The sequence below is a fragment of the Polaromonas sp. P4_H1 genome, from assembly GCF_056400945.1.
Genome location: NZ_JBFUKG010000003.1, coordinates 116418 through 134694 on the forward strand (window position 1 = coordinate 116418; position 18277 = coordinate 134694).

Here is an 18277-nt window from a genome sequence, read left to right on the forward strand (position 1 = left end):
GGTTTCCTTCCGATACAAGTTGACGGCTTTCAGGCGCCACGGTTCGGAGGGAAGAAAAATCTTGCAGGCACAATATCGGCATGAATATTGTGATCCTCGATGACTATCAGGATGCCGTGCGAAAACTGAACTGCGCGGCCAAACTGGATGCATACCCTGCCAAGGTCTACACCAACACGGTCAAAGGCATAGGCCAGCTGTCCGTCCGACTCAAGGATGCCGATGTAATCGTGCTGATTCGCGAACGGACGCAGCTGAACAGGCAGGTAATTGAAAAACTGCCCAAACTCAAGCTGATTGCCCAGACCGGCCGCGTTGGCAGCCATATTGATATTGCAGCCTGCACCGAGCGCGGCATTGCGGTGGCGGAAGGCATTGGGTCACCGACCGCACCTGCCGAGTTGACCTGGGCACTGGTGATGGCTGCGATGCGCCGCATTCCCCACTACGTATCACACCTGAAGCACGGCGCCTGGCAGCAAGCCGGCCTCAAGGCCGCCTCCATGCCGCCCAATTTTGGCATTGGCTCAGTTCTCAAGGGCAAGACACTGGGGGTGTGGAGCTACGGCAAGATCGGACAAATCATCGCCGGCTATGGCCGGGCGTTTGGCATGCGAGTGATCGTCTGGGGGCGGGAAGCATCGCGCGAACGGGCGCAGGCTGACGGTTTTGAAATTGCCGACAGCAAAGCCGAATTTTTTGAGCAAAGCGACGTGCTCAGTTTGCATCTGCGTCTGCATGATGAAACACGCGGCATCGTGACCCTCGAAGATTTGTCACGCATGAAATCAACTGCCTTGCTGGTCAATACCTCGCGGGCCGAGTTGATCGAGCCTGAGGCCCTGATTGCCGCGCTCAACCGCGGACGCCCCGGACTGGCGGCTGTCGATGTCTTTGAGTCCGAACCGATTTTGCAAGGCCACGCACTGCTGCGCCTGGAAAACTGTATCTGCACACCCCATATCGGCTACGTGGAGCAAGACAGTTATGAAATGTATTTCGGGGCGGCCTTTGACAATGTCGTGAACTTCATCAAGGGAACGCCGACAAACATCGTCAACCCCGGTGCCCTGCAAGTGCGCCGCTGATTTGCCCTGATGCCGGGTACTGCCAGCACTGGGCCAACGCTGGCACGGGAGGCCGGATTCAATGGCCTCCAGCCTCAGCCGGAATCCGCTTTTTTTCTGTTGCCCGGGTTTCTCCCTCAAGATATCCTGCGGCTGTGCCACCGGCGCATGCCAGAGGCAGTCGCAGCCGGGCATCTTCTCGCGAGCAGGATTGCGGCACAGTCCTGTCGTTTGCGCCTGCGTAATAATCCTTTTCCATGAAACCAATTTACAAAACCGTTGGCATTGTTGGCACAGGTGCCATGGGCCGTGGCATTGCCCAGATTGCCACGCAAGCCGGGAGCGTCGTCAAGTTGATGGACAACCAGGCGGGCGCGGCGGAAAAGGCGCGGGAGGCCATCTGCGCGCAGTGGGACAAGCTGGTGGAAAAAGGCCGGATGGAAACCACCGCTGCGGCCAGCCACAAGGCCAGCCTTCTGACGGCCGGCACGCTGGCCGATCTGGCGGACTGCGAACTGATTGTGGAAGCCATTGTGGAGCGGCTGGACGTCAAGAAAGCCCTATTCGCCGAACTCGAGACCATCGTGTCGGCGCATACCGTGCTTGCGACCAACACCTCGTCGCTGTCCGTGACCGCCATTGCGGCCGCGCTCAAACACCCGGAACGCTTCGCCGGCTACCACTTTTTCAATCCCGTTCCGCTGATGAAGGTGGTGGAGGTCATCGCCGGCCTCAAAACCGATGCAGCCGTGTGCAGCGCATTGGCCAGCCATGCCCGCCAGATGGGGCACACGCCGGTGCAGGCCCAGGACACTCCCGGCTTCATCGTCAACCATGCGGGGCGGGGCTATGGCACCGAAGCGCTGCGCATCGTCAGCGAAGGCGTGGCTGATTTCGCCACCATAGACCGCATCCTGCGGGACCAGGCCGGCTTCAAGCTGGGCCCCTTCGAGTTGATGGACCTGACCGCGCTGGATGTGTCGCATCCCGTGATGGAGTCCATTTACCACCAGTACTACGAGGAAGCGCGCTACCGCCCCAGCGTCATCACGGCGCAACGGCTGGCGGGCGGCATGCTTGGCCGCAAGACCGGCGAAGGTTTTTACCGTTATGCCGACGGTGTCATGCAGCTTCCGGCCGAAGCACCTGTGCCCCAGGTCGCAGAAATGCCGCCGGTCTGGGTTTCGCCCAGAGCATCCCGGCGCTCGGAATTGCTGCAATTGCTGAAAAATCTCGGCGCCAAAATCGAAACGGGCCAGTCCGCGTCGCCCCAGGCCCTGGTGGTGGTGGCGCCCCTGGGGTTTGACATCACCACGGTGGCCGTGGTGGAGCGGCTGGACCCGGCGCGTACCGTGGGTATAGACATGCTGATTGATGACGCGGCGACCCGGCGGCGGGTCCTGGCCACCAACCCGGCCACCCGTACCGACATGCGCGACGCCGCCCATGCCCTGTTCGCCCGGGACGGCAAGGCGGTGAGCGTGATACGGGACAGCGGCGGATTTGTCACGCAGCGCGTCGTGGCCACCATCGTCAACATTGCCAGCGACATCTGCCAGCAAGGCATCTGCAGCCCGAAAGATCTTGAAACTGCCGTGACGCTGGGGCTGGGCTACCCGCTCGGGCCGCTCGCCATGGGCGACCGCTACGGGCCCACCAACGTGCTGGAGGTGCTGTTCAACATGCAAACCGTCTACGGCGACCAGCGCTACCGCCCTTCCCCGTGGCTGCGCCGCCGCGGCGCCATTGGCCTGAGCCTGATGCATGAGGAGTGAAACACCCCCGTCGGATGGGAATGAATCACCCCCTTCGGATGCTCACTTCGTGTAGCACCTTCCCCCCTCCAGGGGGCGGCGCCTGCGGCCTGGCAAAGCCAGTTCCGCGGCCCCCACTGGTGGCAGACCTGCGAATTGCGGCCTTCGTGGCCAACTCAACACCCCGAAAGAACTGACATGGCAGGCGCAATCAAAGGTACCAGTGAGGGCCAGACCCTTATCCTGACGATCAGCAACCCGGAGTTCAGGAATGCCCTGGGTCCCGACATTTACGCGGCGGGCATTGAGGCGCTCAACGCCGCCGAAAACAATCCTGACATCCGCAGCGTGGTCATCACCGGCGAGGGCGCGATCTTCTGCGCGGGCGGCAACCTGCAGCGCCTGCAGGCCAACCGGCGCGAGGCACCCGAGGTCCAGGCCCAGAGCATCGAAGGGCTGCACAACTGGATTGACTCGATCCGCACCTATCCCAAGCCCGTGATTGCAGCGGTCGAAGGTGCGGCGGCCGGGGCCGGCTTTTCGCTGGCACTGGCCTGCGACTTTGTCGTCGCCGCAAGCAACGCTGTCTTTGTGATGTCCTACAGCACGGTCGGGCTGTCTCCCGACGGTGGCGGCAGCTGGAGCCTGGCGCGCTCTCTGCCGCGCGCCCTTGCCAGCGAGCTGCTCATGGGCGGCGAACGCATCAGCGCCCAGCGCCTGCATGACTTTGGCCTGGTGAACAAGGTCGCATCCGCGGGCGACGCCCTGAGTGAAGCGCTCAGGATGGCCGGGCAACTCAATGCGCGCGCGCCCAATGCGCTGGCCAGCATCAAGGAGCTCATCAATGAGGCGTCCTCAAACACCCTGAGCCAGCAACTGGCCTGCGAGCGCGACCATTTCGTGCGCAACCTGCACCACAGCAATGGCGGCGAGGGCATCGCCGCATTCCTGGAAAAGCGCACACCGCAGTACCGCTGAGGAGCCGCCGGTTTTGCTCCGCCAACCGGTGACGGTAATGCATGGCCAGACGGATGGCAAAGCGCAGTGGCAGAACTTGCTTTGCATGGGAAGCGATAGCCCAAAAGATGAGGCTCATCTGCAGCGCGCTCGCCCCGCCACACCGGGATTACGGGAGTCCCGGCCGCATCGGGCGTGCCTGCGTGACAGGTTAGAACAGCGAGTTCCCCCCGCGACGCCGAGGTGACAGCGGGGTGGCGCAAGGGGCGTGCCTGGGGTGACAATGGTGGTCTTGTTAGTCACTTAAAAGACAGGCCATGGACGATCCTATTCTTACGATAGATGAAAGAGCGGCCATCAACAGTGGTCGATGGTTTTCATCACTGTCCCCGTCCCTGAGGCACGACATCCTGCGATGCGCTTACGTCAAACGCTACAAAGACGGCGAACTGATTGCCGCCCGCGGCGATCCGCCGGAAGAATGGATTGCCTGCGCGAAGGGAGCCGTGCGCGTAAGCTCCACCTCCCTCTCGGGCAAGCAGATCACCCTGACCTATGTCGAGCCAGGCATCTGGTTTGGCGACGTGGCGATTTTCGACGGCGACCGCCGCACGCACGACGCGTATGCGCACGGCGACACCACGATCCTGTGCGTGGCCAAGGCCGATTTCAGAAAAATTCTGGCGGCCCATGTGGAGCTCTACGAGGCCATGCTGCGGCTCCATGCACGCCGCCTCCGTCAGCTCTTCGGCCTGGTGGAAGACCTCAACACCCTGCCCCTGCGGGCCCGGTTGGCCAAGCAGCTGTTGCACCTCGTGCGCTGCTACGGCGTGCCCAGCCTGGCCGACGGCCAGGAAATACGTATCGGCCTGCAGCTGGCCCAGGAGGAGTTGGCCCAGTTGCTGGGAGCCTCCCGCCAGCGCGTCAACCAGGAGCTCAAGTCCATGGAGCGCGAGGAGGCCATCCGCATCGAGCCAGGGGGCCTGGTGGTGCGAAACCGCGAAGCCCTGATGCGCATCTCCGAAGCCGATATGGACAAATAAGCCCATGAGCAATTTCGATCATTTTGTAGGCACTCGGGCCGTTTCCGGGCAGCAGGTCTTTGACATCGACGTCCTCAGCACCTATCTGAAACAGCACCTCGAGGGTTTCGAGGGACCGCTGACCGTCGAGATATTCAAGGGTGGCCAGTCCAACCCGACCTACAAGCTGATCACACCGGGGCGGTCTTATGTCATGCGGGCCAAACCGGGCCCCGTGGCCAGGCTGCTGCCGTCGGCCCACGCGGTGGAGCGCGAATTCAAGGTCATGCAGGGTCTGCAGGGCACCGACGTGCCCGTCGCCAGAATGCACTGCCTGTGCGAAGACGAGTCCGTGATCGGGCGGGCTTTTTATGTGATGGAGTTCGTCGAGGGCCGGGTCCTCTGGGACCAGTCCCTGCCCGGGATGACCAACGCCCAGCGCGGCGAGATCTATGACGAGATGAACCGCGTGATCGCCGCCCTGCACACCGTGAAGTTTGCGGAACGGGGCCTGGCCGATTACGGCAAGCCCGGCAACTACTTTGAGCGCCAGATTGGCCGCTGGAGCAAGCAGTACGCTGCCTCCATTACCCAACCGATTCCCGAGATGGATTCGCTGATCCAGTGGCTGCCAGCCAATATCCCTGCCGGCGCGCGCGATGACAGCATGGTCTCCATCGTGCACGGCGACTTCCGGCTCGACAACCTGATGTTTCATCCCACCGAGCCGCGCGTGCTGGCAGTGCTCGACTGGGAGCTGTCCACCCTGGGCCATCCCTTGGCAGACTTCAGCTACCACTGCATGGCCTGGCACATACCACCGGGCGCGTTTCGCGGCATTGGCGGCCTGGACGTCGCCAGCCTGGGCATTCCTTCGGAAGCCGAATACATCCGCCGTTATTGCGAGCGCACCGGCCTGGCCACACCCGAAGCCCTCAAGGCCGACTGGAACTTTTACCTGGCCTACAACCTGTTTCGCCTCGCCGCCATTTTGCAGGGCATTGCCAAACGGGTGGAAGCCGGTACCGCCTCCAGCGCGCAGGCGGTCAGCTCGGCAGCGGGCGCACCGCTGTTGGCCAAAATGGCCTGGGGCTTTGCGCTTGAAAGCCAGCGCTGACGCTGACGCTGGCAATTTTTTTACCCCCTCACCAACACCCCCTGCAGGAGACATCATGGATTTCAGCTACACCCCCAAGGTCAAGGAACTGCAGGCGCGCCTGTTGAAGTTCATGGAGGCGCATGTCTACCCGAACGAAGCCCGCTTCTTTCGGGAAATCGCCGAAAACCGGGCCAAGGGAAACGCCTGGATTCCCACGGCCATCATTGAAGAGCTCAAACCCAAGGCACGCGCCGCCGGCCTCTGGAACCTGTTTTTGCCGCACTCCCCGCGCGCGCCTGAAGGCCTGTCCAATCTCGAATACGCGCCCCTGTGCGAAATCATGGGCCGCGTGCCGTTTGCAGCCGAGGTGTTCAACTGCTCGGCACCCGACACCGGCAACATGGAGACCATTGCACGCTACGGCTCCGAAGCCAACAAGGACCAGTGGCTGGACCCGCTGCTCAAGGGCGAGATCCGCTCGGCCTTCCTGATGACCGAACCCGAGGTCGCCTCGTCCGACGCCACCAACATCCAGTGCCGCATTGAACGCGACGGCGACGACTATGTTCTCAACGGCCTCAAGTGGTGGTCGTCCGGCGCGGGCGACCCGCGCTGCGCCATCTACATCGTCATGGGCAAGACCAACCCCGATGCCGGCCGCCATGAACAGCAATCGATGATCCTGGTGCCCGCCAGCACACCAGGCATCACGGTGATTCGCCCGCTCTCCGTCTTTGGCTACGACGACGCACCGCACGGGCATATGGAGGTGCGATTGACCAATGTGCGCGTGCCCGCCGCCAACCTGCTGCTCGGCGAGGGCCGCGGCTTTGAAATCGCCCAGGGCCGGCTTGGCCCCGGACGCATTCATCACTGCATGCGCAGCATCGGGATTGCCGAGCGCGCGCTCGAGTTGATGTGCAAGCGCCTGAACACCCGCACCGCCTTCGGCAAGCCGATCGCCCGCCAGTCGGTGTGGGAAGAGCGCATTGCCGAAGCCCGCTGCATGATCGAGCAGGCCCGCCTGCTGACGCTCAAGGCCGCCTTCATGATGGACACCGCGGGCAACAAGGTCGCCAAGGCCGAGATTGCCATGATCAAGGTGGTGGCGCCCAACATGGCCTGCCAGATCATCGACTGGGCCATCCAGGCGCATGGCGGCGGCGGCGTGTCGGACGATTTCCCGCTGGCTTACGCCTATGCGCACCAGCGGACACTGCGCCTGGCCGACGGGCCGGACGAAGTGCACCGCGCATCCCTGGCCAAGCTGGAACTGGCCAAACATCTGGCGATGCCTGGTGACATCGACATGCCGGTGACGCGCGGCGCCTGAGCCGCTTCGGGTTTTTGACGGGCCCGGCGCCATACAGCCCATGGCTGCCGACGGCTTATTTGTGTGTTGCGCGGCGCGCCCATGTCTGTCCAGAGCGCAAATGTCGCCAAATGTCGGCTCGCGTTTCAGGACCGTTTCAGGGCCATTTGAGAAACAGCGCCCCTCCAGGCCACGCAGCGAATATCCGCGCCGCAGGACATCCGCATGTTTCAGAGCCGCTCCAACAGGATTTCTGCTTTTCTTTTACAGTGCAGCAGGCACCCTGGTACCAAAGAAAACACGGAAACACCAATGATCAACGTTTACTCATGGCCCACTCCCAATGGCCACAAAGTCCATATCATGCTCGAGGAGTGCGGCTTTCGCCTCGGCCGTGACTGGCAGGCCTTTCCGGTCAACATCGGCAAAGGCGACCAGTTCAAGCCGGACTTTCTCGCCCTCAGCCCCAACAACAAGATTCCCGCACTGGTCGACCCCGATGGCCCGGACGGCAAGCCCATTTCACTGTTTGAGTCCGGCGCCATCCTGCTCTACCTGGCCGCCAAAACCGGCAAGCTGCTGCCGAAAAGCGACCGGCTCAAATTCCAGGTTTTGCAATGGCTGATGTTCCAGATGGGCAGCGTGGGCCCCATGATCGGCCAGACCCACCACTTTCGCCAGTACGCACCCGAAAAGATCGACTACGCCGTCAACCGCTACACCAATGAAACCAGGCGGCTCTACGGCGTGATGGACAGGCAGCTGGCCACCAGCAAATTCATCGCCTGCAACCAGTACACCATTGCCGATGTGGCCATCTTCCCCTGGCTGCGCAACTGGGCCAACCATGGCATCGACTGGGCCGACTACCCCCACCTGAAAAAGTGGTTCGACCTCGTCAGCGCCCGCCCGGCCGTACAGCGCGGCGTACAGGTGTTGGCGGACCTGCGCCGCCCGCTCACGGGCGACAAGGAACGCGACATCCTGTTTGGCAAGACACAGTACGCAAAGCGGTAACTGCGGGGCCGCTGAGGCCGCCGTCCTTATCGCACGGCGGCGTCCAGGGTAGCCTGAACGAGGTCCGCGCCGGCTTTTTGGCGCACGCTGTCGACGATACCTTCCGTCGCCTTGCGCATGTCGGCCCGGAACGAAGGGCGCACGGGTTCAAACTTCATGCCCCTGTTTGCCAGATCGACAATCGCGCCGATATCTTCCGCGGCGGCAGAGGTCCGCTGCGCGATGACCGCCTTGGTGGCCGCGTCCTGAATGATTTTCTGGTGCTCCGGCTTGAGCGCTTCGAACCTTTGCTTGTTGGCGACCAGCACGATGAAATCGAAAAAATGCGAGGTGTTGGTCAGGTACTTCTGCACCTCATGGAAGTTCCGGTCCCGGATCACGGCAAAGGGGTTCTCCTGGGCATCCAGCGCACCGGACTGCAGCGCGCCATAAACCTCCTTGATGTCCATCTTCACCGGGTTCGCGCCCAACGCCTGAAACGTCGCGATATGGATTTCATCCGGCTGCAGACGCAGCTTCAGCCCTTTCAGATCAGTGATCGAGCGGACTGGTCGCTGGCTGTTGGTCAGCTGACGTGGCCCCAACTCCATGAAGCCCAGGGGTAAAAAACCTTTGGCGGCGAACTTGCCTCCCAGCATGGCGCCAACCTTGCCGTCGACGACCTTAAAGGCGATCTGACGGTCGGTAAACAGAAATGGAATGCTGAGTACCGACAGCTCCGGGACCGTGCGCGAAAGGTAGGCCGTCGAGATCCAGGTCATGAACAGCTTCCCGCTGCGAACCTGGTCCACATTGTCCTGGGCACTGCCCAACTGCATGGCCGGGAAGACCTCGACCTGGATCTGCCCGATGGAGACCTTTTCGACGTCCAGCTTGAACTGGGCCATTGCCAGGCTGCTGGAGTGATTCGCCGCGAAGTTTCCCGCAACGCGCAGTGGCTCCGCGAAGGCCGAACCCAAAGCCAGCAAAGCCAGGGCGGCCCACGCCGGCACAAGCCTGATGACCTTCCAGCCGCCAGGCCGGGATATTGAACTTCTCATGAGAGTATCCTTCCTTGATTGAACACTCTCAACATTAAAGTAAACAATTATGTCGACAACAATGTACTCAAAAGTTAAAGCTGTTTGCCGCAAAAGTGCATCGACAAGCAAGCCAAAACCAGCCAGGAAGCGCTGTAAGGCGGACGATCCGTGAGATTTAAGGGAGCAGGAAAGAGGTCAGGCGGGAGGAGGATGAAGCGCAGCGAATGCCACGGCACGCTGGCCCGGTGCCGTGGCCTGCCCGGAGGGGATCGAACCCCCGACCCTCAGCTTAGAAGGCTGATGCTCTATCCAACTGAGCTACGGGCAGGTATGAAACGCAGATACAAAAAAAGCCCACACAGGTGAGCTTTTTTGATGAATTCGTTGGTCGGAGTACAAGGATTCGAACCTTGGACCCCCTGGTCCCAAACCAGGTGCGCTACCAGACTGCGCCACACTCCGACTAGTCTGCTATTGTAGCGCGGACAGAGGCGATTCTGCAGGCACCGCGTATTTTTTTGCAATCTCTCATGCCGGAAAGATGCCGGACAGCGCCCGCACCGCCACAAGATGGGCTCTCACACCGGAATAATCGAACTGTGGATTCGAAACGCCTTGAAGGCCTTGGACCCGACAGGGCTTCGAACCGATTTCAGCTTCAAATAGTGTTGCTCCAAAAAAAACCGCTGTCCGCAACGCTTGGCCCGACAGGAGGCCAGACCGCAAAACGAGGAGACTGGCATGACTGTGAGGATCGTCAAATTGGGTACAGCCCGCGGCGCCGACGAAGGCCTGCGCATAGGCACGGTCCGAAGACCTCCCCGCGGCGTCCCCAAAAGCCAGTTCTCGTCACAAAATTGGTACGACGTCTGGTACCCCAACCTCGCGCCGAGCGTGGAAACCATGAAACTGGGCCAGTCTGCCCAGTCCGGCCCGGAGGGTGACCGCGACTGGGTCGTTTTCAGAAAGAAATACCGCGCCGAGATGGCCGAGCCGGATGCCAGCCGCAGCCTGGACCTGCTGGCCGCGCTGTCGCAGCGCACCAATTTTTCCGTGGGCTGTTACTGCGACAACGAGGCGCGCTGCCACCGCTCGCTGCTGCGCGAACTGCTCGGCGAACGCGGCGCAAATATCGCTTAAAAATATCGCTTAACCTTGATGCTCGAGCCGACTGGCGCGAATGCCGCGGTGCGCTGTCTTTGACAACTTGCCACATACTTTTTCCGGAGATTATTCGATGAAGCTCAAAATCCTGGTGGGCACCGTGACCAGCACCGCCGACCATGTGGCACAGGCAATTCAGATGGATTGCGCAGACCTGGTGAGCGGCATCGACATCCAGTTGATGGACGCACTGGACATCACGACCTTTGATGCCGCCCAGGCAGAAGATGCGCTTTATCTCATCTGCACCTCCACTTATGGTGCGGGCGATGTCCCGGACAATGCCCGCGCCCTGTATGAATCACTGGGCTCCCAGCCGCAGTTCCTGGGCCAGGTGCGCTACGGCGTGATCGCGCTTGGTGACAGTGCCCACGCGCAGACATTCTGCTTTGGCGGCAAGCAATTTGACGAGCGCCTGCAGGATCTTGGCGCTCAGCGCATCGGCGAGGTCTGGTGTCACGACGCCAGCAGCGGCACCGTGCCCGAAACGGAGGGCACCGAATGGTGCCGCCAGTGGCTCGCCGAAGCGTTGCAAGCCGTGGGGAGCAGCCCGGCCACCGCCTGAGAACAGGAAAACCGTGACTCGCCCCTCGTTGTTGCTCTGTCTTTGTTCTCTCTCGCTCTTGATTAACAGGTGAAATAAGCGATACAAATAGAAGTAACCGGAGACACGCATGCAACTGAGTCGCGCCGATCATTCGGCAAGCCCTCCCCTGGTGGACATACCCCGCGACTACAACGCCGCGCACGACCTGCTCGAGCGCAATGCGCAGCGCCCCGACAAGGTCGCCTTCATCAACGGCCTGAGTGGAGAGCAACTTACCTACGGCGAACTTGCCGCGCAATCCCGGCGCTTTGCCAATGCCTTGCGGGACCAGGGCTTCGCGCCCGAAAGCCGCGTCATGCTGGCGATGCTGGACACGCCCCAGTGGCCTGTCGCATTCCTGGGCTGCATCCTGGCCGGTGTGGTCCCCGTCGCTGCCAACACCTTGCTCACCAGCCAGGATTTTGAATTCATGCTGCGCGACTCGCGCGCCCGGGGGCTCATCGTCTCGCAGGCCCTGCTGCCGGCGTTTGAACCGCTGTTGGGCAAGGTGGAAACACTCAAGACCGTCATCGTCGCGGACGCCGAAGATTCCCCAACCTACCCCACGGTAAGCCAACTGGTGCGTAACGCTTCAGCCACAAAAACCGTCGCGGACACCTGCGCCGACGAGGCCTGCTTCTGGCTGTATTCCAGCGGCTCCACGGGTGCGCCCAAGGGTACGGTCCACCTGCACAGTCACCTGATCCAGACAGCCGAACTCTATGGCCGGGCGGTGCTGGGAATCCAGGAATCGGATGTGGTGTATTCCGCTGCCAAACTGTTCTTCGCCTACGGCCTGGGCAATGCGCTGACCTTCCCGATGAGCGTGGGCGCCACCACAGTGCTGCTGCCGGCACGCCCCACACCGGCCGAGGTGTTTGGGGTGCTCAGGAAATACCAGCCCACCATCTTCTACGGCGTACCCACCCTCTATGCCGCCCTGCTGGCAGACCCGGCCCGGCCGGCGAAATCCGAACTCCGTTTGCGCATTTGCACCAGCGCCGGCGAAGCCCTCCCTGCCGAGATTGGCAAGAAATGGACGGCGCAGTATGGCTGTGACATCCTGGACGGGATTGGCTCGACGGAAATGCTGCATATTTTCCTGAGCAACCGGCCCGGCGAAGTGCGTTACGGCACCACCGGCCAGGCCGTGCCGGGCTACTCGCTGCGCATCGTGGCCGACGATGGACACGAATGTGGCGTCGGCGAAATCGGCGAGCTTCAGATCAACGGCCCGAGCGCTGCCCTGATGTACTGGAACAACCGCGCCAAAACCAAGGCCACCTTTGCCGGCGAATGGACCCGGAGCGGCGACAAGTACACGTGCGATGCCGACGGCTTCTACACCTACGGCGGACGCAGCGACGACATGCTCAAGGTGGGCGGCATTTATGTCTCACCGTTCGAGGTGGAAGCCTGCCTCATGAGCCACGCGTCCGTGCTCGAGGTCGCGGTGATCGGGGTGATGGACGCCGACCAGCTGGTCAAACCCAAGGCTTATGTGGTGATGAAGTCCGGCCAGAGCGCGACCGCCGAGGAGCTGCAGGCCCACGTCAAGCAGCTGCTGGCGCCCTACAAGTACCCGCGCTGGATAGAGTTTGTGAACGAGTTGCCCAAAACTGCGACCGGCAAGATACAGCGCTTCAAGCTGCGCCAGACCCAGCAAGCCAGATAAAGGCTGCGGAAGATTGTTCAAACTGCTTGAAGCAGCTTCAAACGGGCACGGCAATTGCTTTAGACATAAACAATTTAATCTTCAATCTCGGGTTTTACACTAGGGCTGCAGGCGCACCGCACCCTTAATATCCGTCTGGTACGTTTCCGTCTCAACCAGGAGTTTTTCCATGACCTCACGCCGACTCGTTTTGACCCGCAGTGCTGCCGTTATCGGCGCCGCATCCACTGGCCTGCTGCTGCCCGAAATCGTGCGCGCACAGTCCGGCAAGGTGCGTGTGGGCTTCATGCTGCCCTACACCGGCACCTTTGCCCAGCTCGGGGTGGCCATTGAAAACGGCTTTCGCCTGGCGATCAATGAGCAAGGCGGCAAGCTGGGCGGGCGCGAGATCGAGTACTTCAAGGTCGACGACGAGTCCGAGCCCTCCAAAGGCATTGAAAACGCCAGCAAGCTGGTGCAACGCGACAAGGTCGACGTGCTGGTCGGCACGGTGCACTCCGGTGTGCAGATGGGCATCCAGAAGGTCGCGCGTGACAGCGGCGTACTGAGCCTGATTCCCAACGCCGGTGTGCATGCCGCCACCCGCAGCCTGTGCGCACCCAATGTGTTCCGCACCTCCTTCAGCAACTCCCAACCCACCCGAGCACTGGGCCAGGCCATGATTGCAAAGGGCCATAAAAAGGCCGTGTGGATCACCTGGAAATATGCAGCCGGCGACGAGGCCTTTGAAGGCTTCAAGGAAAGCTACACCGCGGCCGGCGGCACCATCATCAAGGAACTGGGCCTGCCCTTCCCCAACGTTGAATTCCAGGCGCTGCTGACCGAAATCGCCGCACTCAAGCCTGATGCGGTGGCCTGCTTCTTCGCCGGCGGCGGCGCCGCGAAGTTCATCCGCGACTATGCAGCGGCAGGCCTCAAAGGCAAGATCCCGCTCTACGGCTCCGGCTTCCTGACCGAAGGCGTGCTGGACGCGGCCGGTCCTGCCGCGGACGGCATCATCACCACCATGCACTACAGCGACTCGCTGGACACACCGCGCAACAAGAAATTCCGCCTCGACTACGCCAAGGCCTTCAAGGCGCAACCGGACGTGTACGCCGTGCAGGGCTATGACACCGGCCTGCTGCTGATCCAGGGCGCCAATGCCGTCAAGGGCGACCTGGCCAACAAGCCAGCGCTCTACAAGGCCATGGAAGGCGCCACCATAGACAGCCCGCGCGGCAAGTGGACCATGAGCAAGTCGCACAACCCGGTGCAGGACATGTACCTGCGTGTGGTGGAAAACAAGGAAAACAAGGTGCTCGGCGTTGCGGCCAAGGCACTGGCCGACTCCGGTGCCGGCTGCAAGATGGGCTAGGCATGGCCCCCACGGTCGCTCACTGCGTGTAGCTCCCTGCCCCCCGCGGGGGCCGCTGCGCCTGCGGTCTGGCAAAGCCAGCCCCGCGGCCCCTGCCGGGATGAAGAGCCCCCACGCTCGTTCACTGCGCGCAGCTAGCTGTTCTGCCTCTTTTTTTAACAAACTGGTACGGCGCGTGCTTGCCGTCTTGTAGCGATGCTATCTTCACCACCATGACGCTCACCACCTACCTCCTCTACGTCGCCGCGGTCGCTCTGCTGATTCTCACGCCGGGTCCCACCATGCTGATGTGCATGACGAATGCGCTCAACCACGGCCCGCGCAAGGCCATGACTTCCGCCGCGGGAAGCGTCGCCGCAGTGCTGTGCGTCATGCTGCTGTCGGCCATGGGCCTGGGCGCGCTGCTGGCGGCGTCTGAAACCGCCTTCACCGTGGCCAAGGTCATTGGAGCGGCGTATTTGATCTGGCTGGGGATCAAGACTTTTCGCAGCGAGGCGGCCGTGTTTGACGGCACGGCCAGCGAAAGTACGCCCACGCAGCGCCGCTCGTTTTTCCTGCGCGGTTTTCTGGTCGGCGCCAGCAACCCCAAGGCAGTGCTGTTTTTTGCGGCCTTTTTCCCGCAATTCCTGAACCCCGCTGCACCCTTTGTGCCGCAATTCGCCATCCTCGCCCTCACCTTCATGGCCTTTGAATTCACGGTGCTCACCTGCTGCGCGCTGGGCGTTTCACGCATCGCGCCTTTGCTGCGCTCCAGCCGTGCCGTACGGTGGTTCAACCGCGGTTCGGGCAGTCTTTTCACGCTCATGGGCAGTCTTTTGTTGCTGACGCGCCGGCACACCTGAAACCGATTTATGGATTTAGCCAACTTCCTCATTCAGCTGCTCAACAGCGTGCAGTACGGCCTCTTGCTGTTCATGCTGGCCGCCGGCCTGACCCTGATCTTCGGCATCATGGGCGTGGTCAACCTGGCGCACGGCAGCTTCTACATGCTGGGCGCCTACCTGGCCTGGTCGCTCAGCGCCCAGTTCGGCAGCCTGACCCTGGCCATCCTGGGCGGCGCCGTGCTCGCCGTTATTTTTGGCCTGGCGCTCGAATGGCTGCTGTTTCGCCACTTTTACCAGCGCGACCACCTCGACCAGGTGCTGCTGACCTTCGGGCTGATCTACATCTTTGAAGAGCTGCGCTCCATCCTCTGGGGCGACGACGTGCACGGCGTGACCATTCCCGAGCTCCTCGGCGCCTCCATTCCCCTCACGGAGAATTTGTCCTACCCGGTCTACCGCCTCTTCATGTCCGGCGTCTGCATCGCGCTGGCGCTGGGCCTGTACGGGCTGATCTCCAGGACCCGCCTGGGCATGAAGATACGCGCCGGCGCCTTCAACCGCGAGATGGCCGAGTCCCTGGGCATCAACATCAAGCGCATCCACGCCCTGGTGTTTGCCCTGGGCGTCGGCCTGGCGGCGGTCGCCGGCATGATCGCCGCACCGATCGCCAGCGTCTACCCCAACATGGGCTCGCAGGTGCTCATCATGTGCTTTGTGGTGGTCGTGATCGGCGGCATCGGCTCGGTGCGCGGCGCGCTCATTTCTGCGCTGCTGGTCGGGCTGGTCGACACCTTCGGCAAGGTCTTGCTGCCCTCGGTGGCCGGCATGCTGGTCTACATGCTGATGGCCGGCGTACTGCTGTGGAAACCTGAAGGGCTGTTCAAGCAATGAGCGCACAAAAATCCAATCTTGAAGTCCTGCCGCGCGGCGTGCAGGTGGCGCTCGTGCTGGGCCTGATCGCCCTGCTCGCCTTCCCCTTCGCCGGCACCGACTTCTACACCCAGATGGTGACCCGCATGATGATCATGGCGATCTTTGCCATGAGCCTGGACCTGCTGCAGGGCGTCACCGGCCTGGTCTCGCTGGGCCACGCCGCCTACTTTGGCCTGGCCGGCTATGCCCTGGCCTTCCTCACCCCGCAGGGCGAGGCCGTCAGCCTGTGGTGGACCCTGCCGCTGGCGGTGCTGGCCTCGGGCCTGGCGGCGCTGGTCATCGGCTTTTTTGTGGTGCGCACCCACGGCATCTACTTCATCATGGTCACCATGGCCTTTGCCCAGATGGTGTTTTACCTGTTCTTTGACAACAAAATCCTGGGCGGCTCCGACGGTCTCTACATCAACTTCAAGCCCAGTGCCGAACTCTTTGGCTGGACGCCGTTTGAGCTGGACGGCAAGCGCACGCTGTACTACTTCACGCTGGCCACCTTGCTGGCGGTCTATGCCTTCTTGCGGCGCCTGCTGTGGAGCCCGTTTGGCCGGGCGCTGGCCGGCATCCGCGTCAACGAGCACCGCATGCGGGCCATGGGCTATGGCACCTTCGGCTACAAGCTGGCGGCCTTCACCCTGGCCGGCGCGCTGGCCGGGCTGGCCGGCTACCTGTGGGGCACGCAGACGGGCTACATCAACCCGGAGCTGATGGGCTTTCACATGAGCGCGCACGCCATCATGATGGTGATCCTGGGCGGCATGGGCAACTTTGCGGGCGCCATCGTCGGCGCCTTTGCCTTTGAATACCTGCTGCACCTGTTCAAGGACTTGCCCACCCTCGAGGTATTGGGCAGCGTCAATCTGGGCAAACACTGGCAGCTCTGGATGGGGCTGTTCATCGTGCTGCTGGTGACCTTTGCGCCGCGCGGCCTGCTCGGGCTGGCGCAAAAGTTCATGAAGCGCAAGGAGGCCGACCATGGCTGAACTGCTGCTGTCGGCAAAGAAGCTGACCAAACGCTTTGGCGGGCTGGCGGCGGTGAACGACGTGTCGGTCGATCTCTGGCGCAACCACATCCATGCGGTGATCGGCCCCAATGGCGCGGGCAAGTCGACGCTGACCAACCTGCTGTCGGGTGATTTGCCGCCGAGCTCGGGCACGGTGATGCTGGGCGGGCACGACGTGACGGGCTGGCGCCCGGAGAAGATCTCCGGGCGCGGCCTGGGGCGCAGCTACCAGAAGACGAATATCTTCCTGCCCTTCACGGTCTGGGAGAACGTGCGGCTGGCCGCGCAGTCGCGCGAGCCGCATGCCGGGCGCTGGCTGCAGCGCGCCGGCCGGATGGCCTCCATCAACGGCCGCGCCGAACGGGCGCTGGAGCTGGCCGGGCTGCAAAGCCGCCGGCACAGCATCGCCGGCACCATCAGCCACGGCGAGCAGCGCCAGCTGGAGATCGCCATGACGCTGGCGACCGAGCCGCAGGTGCTGCTGCTGGACGAGCCGCTGGCGGGCATGGGGGTGGCGGAGGCCGAGCGCATGGTGGCGCTGCTGCTGGCGCTGAAGCAGGAGCACGGCATGCTGCTGGTGGAGCACGACATGGATGCGGTGTTTGCGCTGGCCGACCAGCTGACGGTGATGGTCAACGGCCAGGTGATCGCCAGTGGCTCGCCGGCGCAGATCCGGGCCGATGCCGGGGTGCAGGCCGCCTACCTCGGAGAAGAACACACATGAACACCGATTTGTTGATTGAGGCGAAAGACATCCACACCTATTACGGCGCCAGCCACATCCTGCGCGGCATCAACTTTCGGGTGGCGCGCGGTGAGACGATTGGCCTGATGGGGCGCAATGGCATGGGCAAGAGCACCTTGCTCAAGAGCCTGATGGGGCTGGTCAGGCCGCGGGCCGGCTCGATCGACATCATGGGCCGGCCGATGCTGGGCCGGGCGCCGTATGAGGTGTCGCGGCTGGGCGTGGCCTATGTGCCGGAGGGCCGGGGCATCTTCGGCAACCTGAGCGTGGTGGAGAACCTGAAGATGGCGGCGCGCGCGGGCACGCGGGGCCAGCGCGACTGGACCTATGAGCGGGTGCTGGAGACCTTTCCGCGCCTGAAGGAGCGCCTTAGCCATGGCGGGCAGCAGCTGTCGGGTGGGGAGCAGCAGATGCTGACCATCGGCCGGGCGCTGATGACGAATCCGGATGTGCTGATCCTGGATGAGGCGACCGAGGGCCTGGCGCCGCTGATTGCCCGGGACATCTGGCGCATCTGCCAGCTGGTGCGGGAAACCGGCATCTCCAGCGTGATCGTGGACAAGAACTGGAAGCATGTCACGCAGATCACCGACCGCAATGTGATCCTGCTCAAGGGGGAGGTGGTCTTTGAGGGCAGCTCGGCCGAGCTGCATGCCAGGCCTGAACTGCTGGAGCTGTATCTGGGCGTTTGAGCAGCACGCAGGCGCAATCGACAAAGCGCTCCCCGCATGGCATCATCGCCGCT

The 18277-nt window shown here is 62.5% G+C and carries 17 protein-coding genes and 2 tRNA genes; 16 read left to right on the plus strand and 3 right to left on the minus strand.

Translation table 11 applies throughout. The annotated features are described in order from the left end of the window. Positions 1-80: 80 nt before the first annotated feature. The 7 genes from AC1DS5_RS05980 to AC1DS5_RS06010 all read left to right on the plus strand — a co-directional run bounded on the left by AC1DS5_RS05980 (position 81) and on the right by AC1DS5_RS06010 (position 8228). Entirely contained in the window at positions 81-1088 is a 1008-nt protein-coding gene (locus AC1DS5_RS05980; protein WP_477717341.1) for a D-2-hydroxyacid dehydrogenase family protein, read from the plus strand. A gap of 236 nt (positions 1089-1324) precedes the next feature. Next, positions 1325-2842 carry a 3-hydroxyacyl-CoA dehydrogenase gene (locus tag AC1DS5_RS05985; protein WP_477717342.1) on the plus strand — a complete coding sequence of 506 codons (1518 nt, stop codon included), beginning with the start codon at positions 1325-1327 and terminating at the stop codon, positions 2840-2842. A gap of 177 nt (positions 2843-3019) precedes the next feature. After that, complete coding sequence (locus tag AC1DS5_RS05990) at positions 3020-3799, plus strand: oxepin-CoA hydrolase, alternative type (protein WP_477717343.1); 780 nt, start codon at positions 3020-3022, stop codon at positions 3797-3799. A gap of 296 nt (positions 3800-4095) precedes the next feature. Beyond that, on the plus strand, positions 4096-4821 hold the full coding sequence (locus AC1DS5_RS05995) for a Crp/Fnr family transcriptional regulator (protein WP_011483871.1): 726 nt from the start codon (positions 4096-4098) through the stop codon (positions 4819-4821). A 4-nt stretch (positions 4822-4825) separates the two neighbouring features. Next, a complete protein-coding gene (locus AC1DS5_RS06000) occupies positions 4826-5917 on the plus strand; it encodes a phosphotransferase family protein (protein WP_477717344.1) in 1092 nt (363 codons plus the stop codon). Between the two features lie 55 nt (positions 5918-5972). Next, a complete protein-coding gene (locus AC1DS5_RS06005; RefSeq protein ID WP_477717345.1) occupies positions 5973-7232 on the plus strand; it encodes an acyl-CoA dehydrogenase family protein in 1260 nt (419 codons plus the stop codon). A 291-nt stretch (positions 7233-7523) separates the two neighbouring features. Beyond that, positions 7524-8228, plus strand: coding sequence for a glutathione binding-like protein (locus AC1DS5_RS06010; RefSeq protein WP_477717346.1), 705 nt, complete (start codon positions 7524-7526; stop codon positions 8226-8228). A 26-nt stretch (positions 8229-8254) separates the two neighbouring features. Here AC1DS5_RS06010 and AC1DS5_RS06015 read toward each other — a convergent pair whose 3' ends face one another. The 3 genes from AC1DS5_RS06015 to AC1DS5_RS06025 form a co-directional block, all read right to left on the minus strand. Continuing rightward, positions 8255-9268 carry a TRAP transporter substrate-binding protein gene (locus AC1DS5_RS06015; RefSeq protein ID WP_477717524.1) on the minus strand — a complete coding sequence of 338 codons (1014 nt, stop codon included), beginning with the start codon at positions 9266-9268 and terminating at the stop codon, positions 8255-8257. Positions 9269-9501: 233 nt separating this feature from the next. After that, positions 9502-9578 (minus strand) — tRNA-Arg (locus AC1DS5_RS06020). Between the two features lie 57 nt (positions 9579-9635). Beyond that, a tRNA-Pro gene (locus tag AC1DS5_RS06025) sits at positions 9636-9712 on the minus strand. 279 nt (positions 9713-9991) lie between these two features. On the opposite strand from AC1DS5_RS06025, the gene AC1DS5_RS06030 reads away from it, so the two are divergent. From AC1DS5_RS06030 to AC1DS5_RS06070, 9 genes are all read left to right on the plus strand, one after another. Continuing rightward, the gene (locus AC1DS5_RS06030) at positions 9992-10390 is read left to right on the plus strand and encodes a DUF488 domain-containing protein (RefSeq protein ID WP_477717347.1); all 399 of its coding nucleotides are present in this window, start codon (positions 9992-9994) and stop codon (positions 10388-10390) included. A gap of 97 nt (positions 10391-10487) precedes the next feature. Further along, positions 10488-10979 (plus strand): flavodoxin domain-containing protein, encoded by a 492-nt coding sequence (locus tag AC1DS5_RS06035; protein WP_477717348.1) that lies wholly within the window; start codon positions 10488-10490, stop codon positions 10977-10979. A 109-nt stretch (positions 10980-11088) separates the two neighbouring features. Beyond that, positions 11089-12675, plus strand: coding sequence for a benzoate-CoA ligase family protein (locus AC1DS5_RS06040; RefSeq protein ID WP_477717349.1), 1587 nt, complete (start codon positions 11089-11091; stop codon positions 12673-12675). Positions 12676-12844: 169 nt separating this feature from the next. Continuing rightward, a complete protein-coding gene (locus tag AC1DS5_RS06045) occupies positions 12845-14032 on the plus strand; it encodes an ABC transporter substrate-binding protein (RefSeq protein WP_477717350.1) in 1188 nt (395 codons plus the stop codon). 212 nt (positions 14033-14244) lie between these two features. After that, positions 14245-14874 (plus strand): LysE family translocator, encoded by a 630-nt coding sequence (locus AC1DS5_RS06050; RefSeq protein ID WP_477717351.1) that lies wholly within the window; start codon positions 14245-14247, stop codon positions 14872-14874. Positions 14875-14883: 9 nt separating this feature from the next. After that, on the plus strand, positions 14884-15747 hold the full coding sequence (locus AC1DS5_RS06055; protein ID WP_477717352.1) for a branched-chain amino acid ABC transporter permease: 864 nt from the start codon (positions 14884-14886) through the stop codon (positions 15745-15747). Continuing rightward, on the plus strand, positions 15744-16766 hold the full coding sequence (locus AC1DS5_RS06060) for a branched-chain amino acid ABC transporter permease (RefSeq protein ID WP_477717353.1): 1023 nt from the start codon (positions 15744-15746) through the stop codon (positions 16764-16766). Before AC1DS5_RS06055 ends, AC1DS5_RS06060 begins: the two co-directional genes overlap by 4 nt. Continuing rightward, complete coding sequence (locus tag AC1DS5_RS06065; protein ID WP_477717354.1) at positions 16759-17511, plus strand: ABC transporter ATP-binding protein; 753 nt, start codon at positions 16759-16761, stop codon at positions 17509-17511. The genes AC1DS5_RS06060 and AC1DS5_RS06065 overlap by 8 nt, the downstream gene beginning before the upstream one ends. Beyond that, on the plus strand, positions 17508-18224 hold the full coding sequence (locus tag AC1DS5_RS06070) for an ABC transporter ATP-binding protein (RefSeq protein WP_477717355.1): 717 nt from the start codon (positions 17508-17510) through the stop codon (positions 18222-18224). Before AC1DS5_RS06065 ends, AC1DS5_RS06070 begins: the two co-directional genes overlap by 4 nt. Positions 18225-18277 lie beyond the last annotated feature (53 nt).

What these genes read in the sequence shown, in the direction of transcription:
- AC1DS5_RS06065 (WP_477717354.1), top strand. Translation starts at nt 16,759, where the DNA reads ATGGCTGAACTGCTGCTGTCGGCAAAGAAGCTGACCAAACGCTTTGGC.
- AC1DS5_RS06015 (WP_477717524.1), bottom strand. Translation starts at nt 9,268, where the DNA reads ATGAGAAGTTCAATATCCCGGCCTGGCGGCTGGAAGGTCATCAGGCTT.
- AC1DS5_RS05985 (WP_477717342.1), top strand. Translation starts at nt 1,325, where the DNA reads ATGAAACCAATTTACAAAACCGTTGGCATTGTTGGCACAGGTGCCATG.
- AC1DS5_RS05990 (WP_477717343.1), top strand. Translation starts at nt 3,020, where the DNA reads ATGGCAGGCGCAATCAAAGGTACCAGTGAGGGCCAGACCCTTATCCTG.
- AC1DS5_RS06010 (WP_477717346.1), top strand. Translation starts at nt 7,524, where the DNA reads ATGATCAACGTTTACTCATGGCCCACTCCCAATGGCCACAAAGTCCAT.
- AC1DS5_RS05980 (WP_477717341.1), top strand. Translation starts at nt 81, where the DNA reads ATGAATATTGTGATCCTCGATGACTATCAGGATGCCGTGCGAAAACTG.
- AC1DS5_RS06045 (WP_477717350.1), top strand. Translation starts at nt 12,845, where the DNA reads ATGACCTCACGCCGACTCGTTTTGACCCGCAGTGCTGCCGTTATCGGC.
- AC1DS5_RS06070 (WP_477717355.1), top strand. Translation starts at nt 17,508, where the DNA reads ATGAACACCGATTTGTTGATTGAGGCGAAAGACATCCACACCTATTAC.
- AC1DS5_RS06050 (WP_477717351.1), top strand. Translation starts at nt 14,245, where the DNA reads ATGACGCTCACCACCTACCTCCTCTACGTCGCCGCGGTCGCTCTGCTG.
- AC1DS5_RS06005 (WP_477717345.1), top strand. Translation starts at nt 5,973, where the DNA reads ATGGATTTCAGCTACACCCCCAAGGTCAAGGAACTGCAGGCGCGCCTG.
- AC1DS5_RS06040 (WP_477717349.1), top strand. Translation starts at nt 11,089, where the DNA reads ATGCAACTGAGTCGCGCCGATCATTCGGCAAGCCCTCCCCTGGTGGAC.
- AC1DS5_RS05995 (WP_011483871.1), top strand. Translation starts at nt 4,096, where the DNA reads ATGGACGATCCTATTCTTACGATAGATGAAAGAGCGGCCATCAACAGT.
- AC1DS5_RS06035 (WP_477717348.1), top strand. Translation starts at nt 10,488, where the DNA reads ATGAAGCTCAAAATCCTGGTGGGCACCGTGACCAGCACCGCCGACCAT.
- AC1DS5_RS06030 (WP_477717347.1), top strand. Translation starts at nt 9,992, where the DNA reads ATGACTGTGAGGATCGTCAAATTGGGTACAGCCCGCGGCGCCGACGAA.
- AC1DS5_RS06055 (WP_477717352.1), top strand. Translation starts at nt 14,884, where the DNA reads ATGGATTTAGCCAACTTCCTCATTCAGCTGCTCAACAGCGTGCAGTAC.
- AC1DS5_RS06000 (WP_477717344.1), top strand. Translation starts at nt 4,826, where the DNA reads ATGAGCAATTTCGATCATTTTGTAGGCACTCGGGCCGTTTCCGGGCAG.
- AC1DS5_RS06060 (WP_477717353.1), top strand. Translation starts at nt 15,744, where the DNA reads ATGAGCGCACAAAAATCCAATCTTGAAGTCCTGCCGCGCGGCGTGCAG.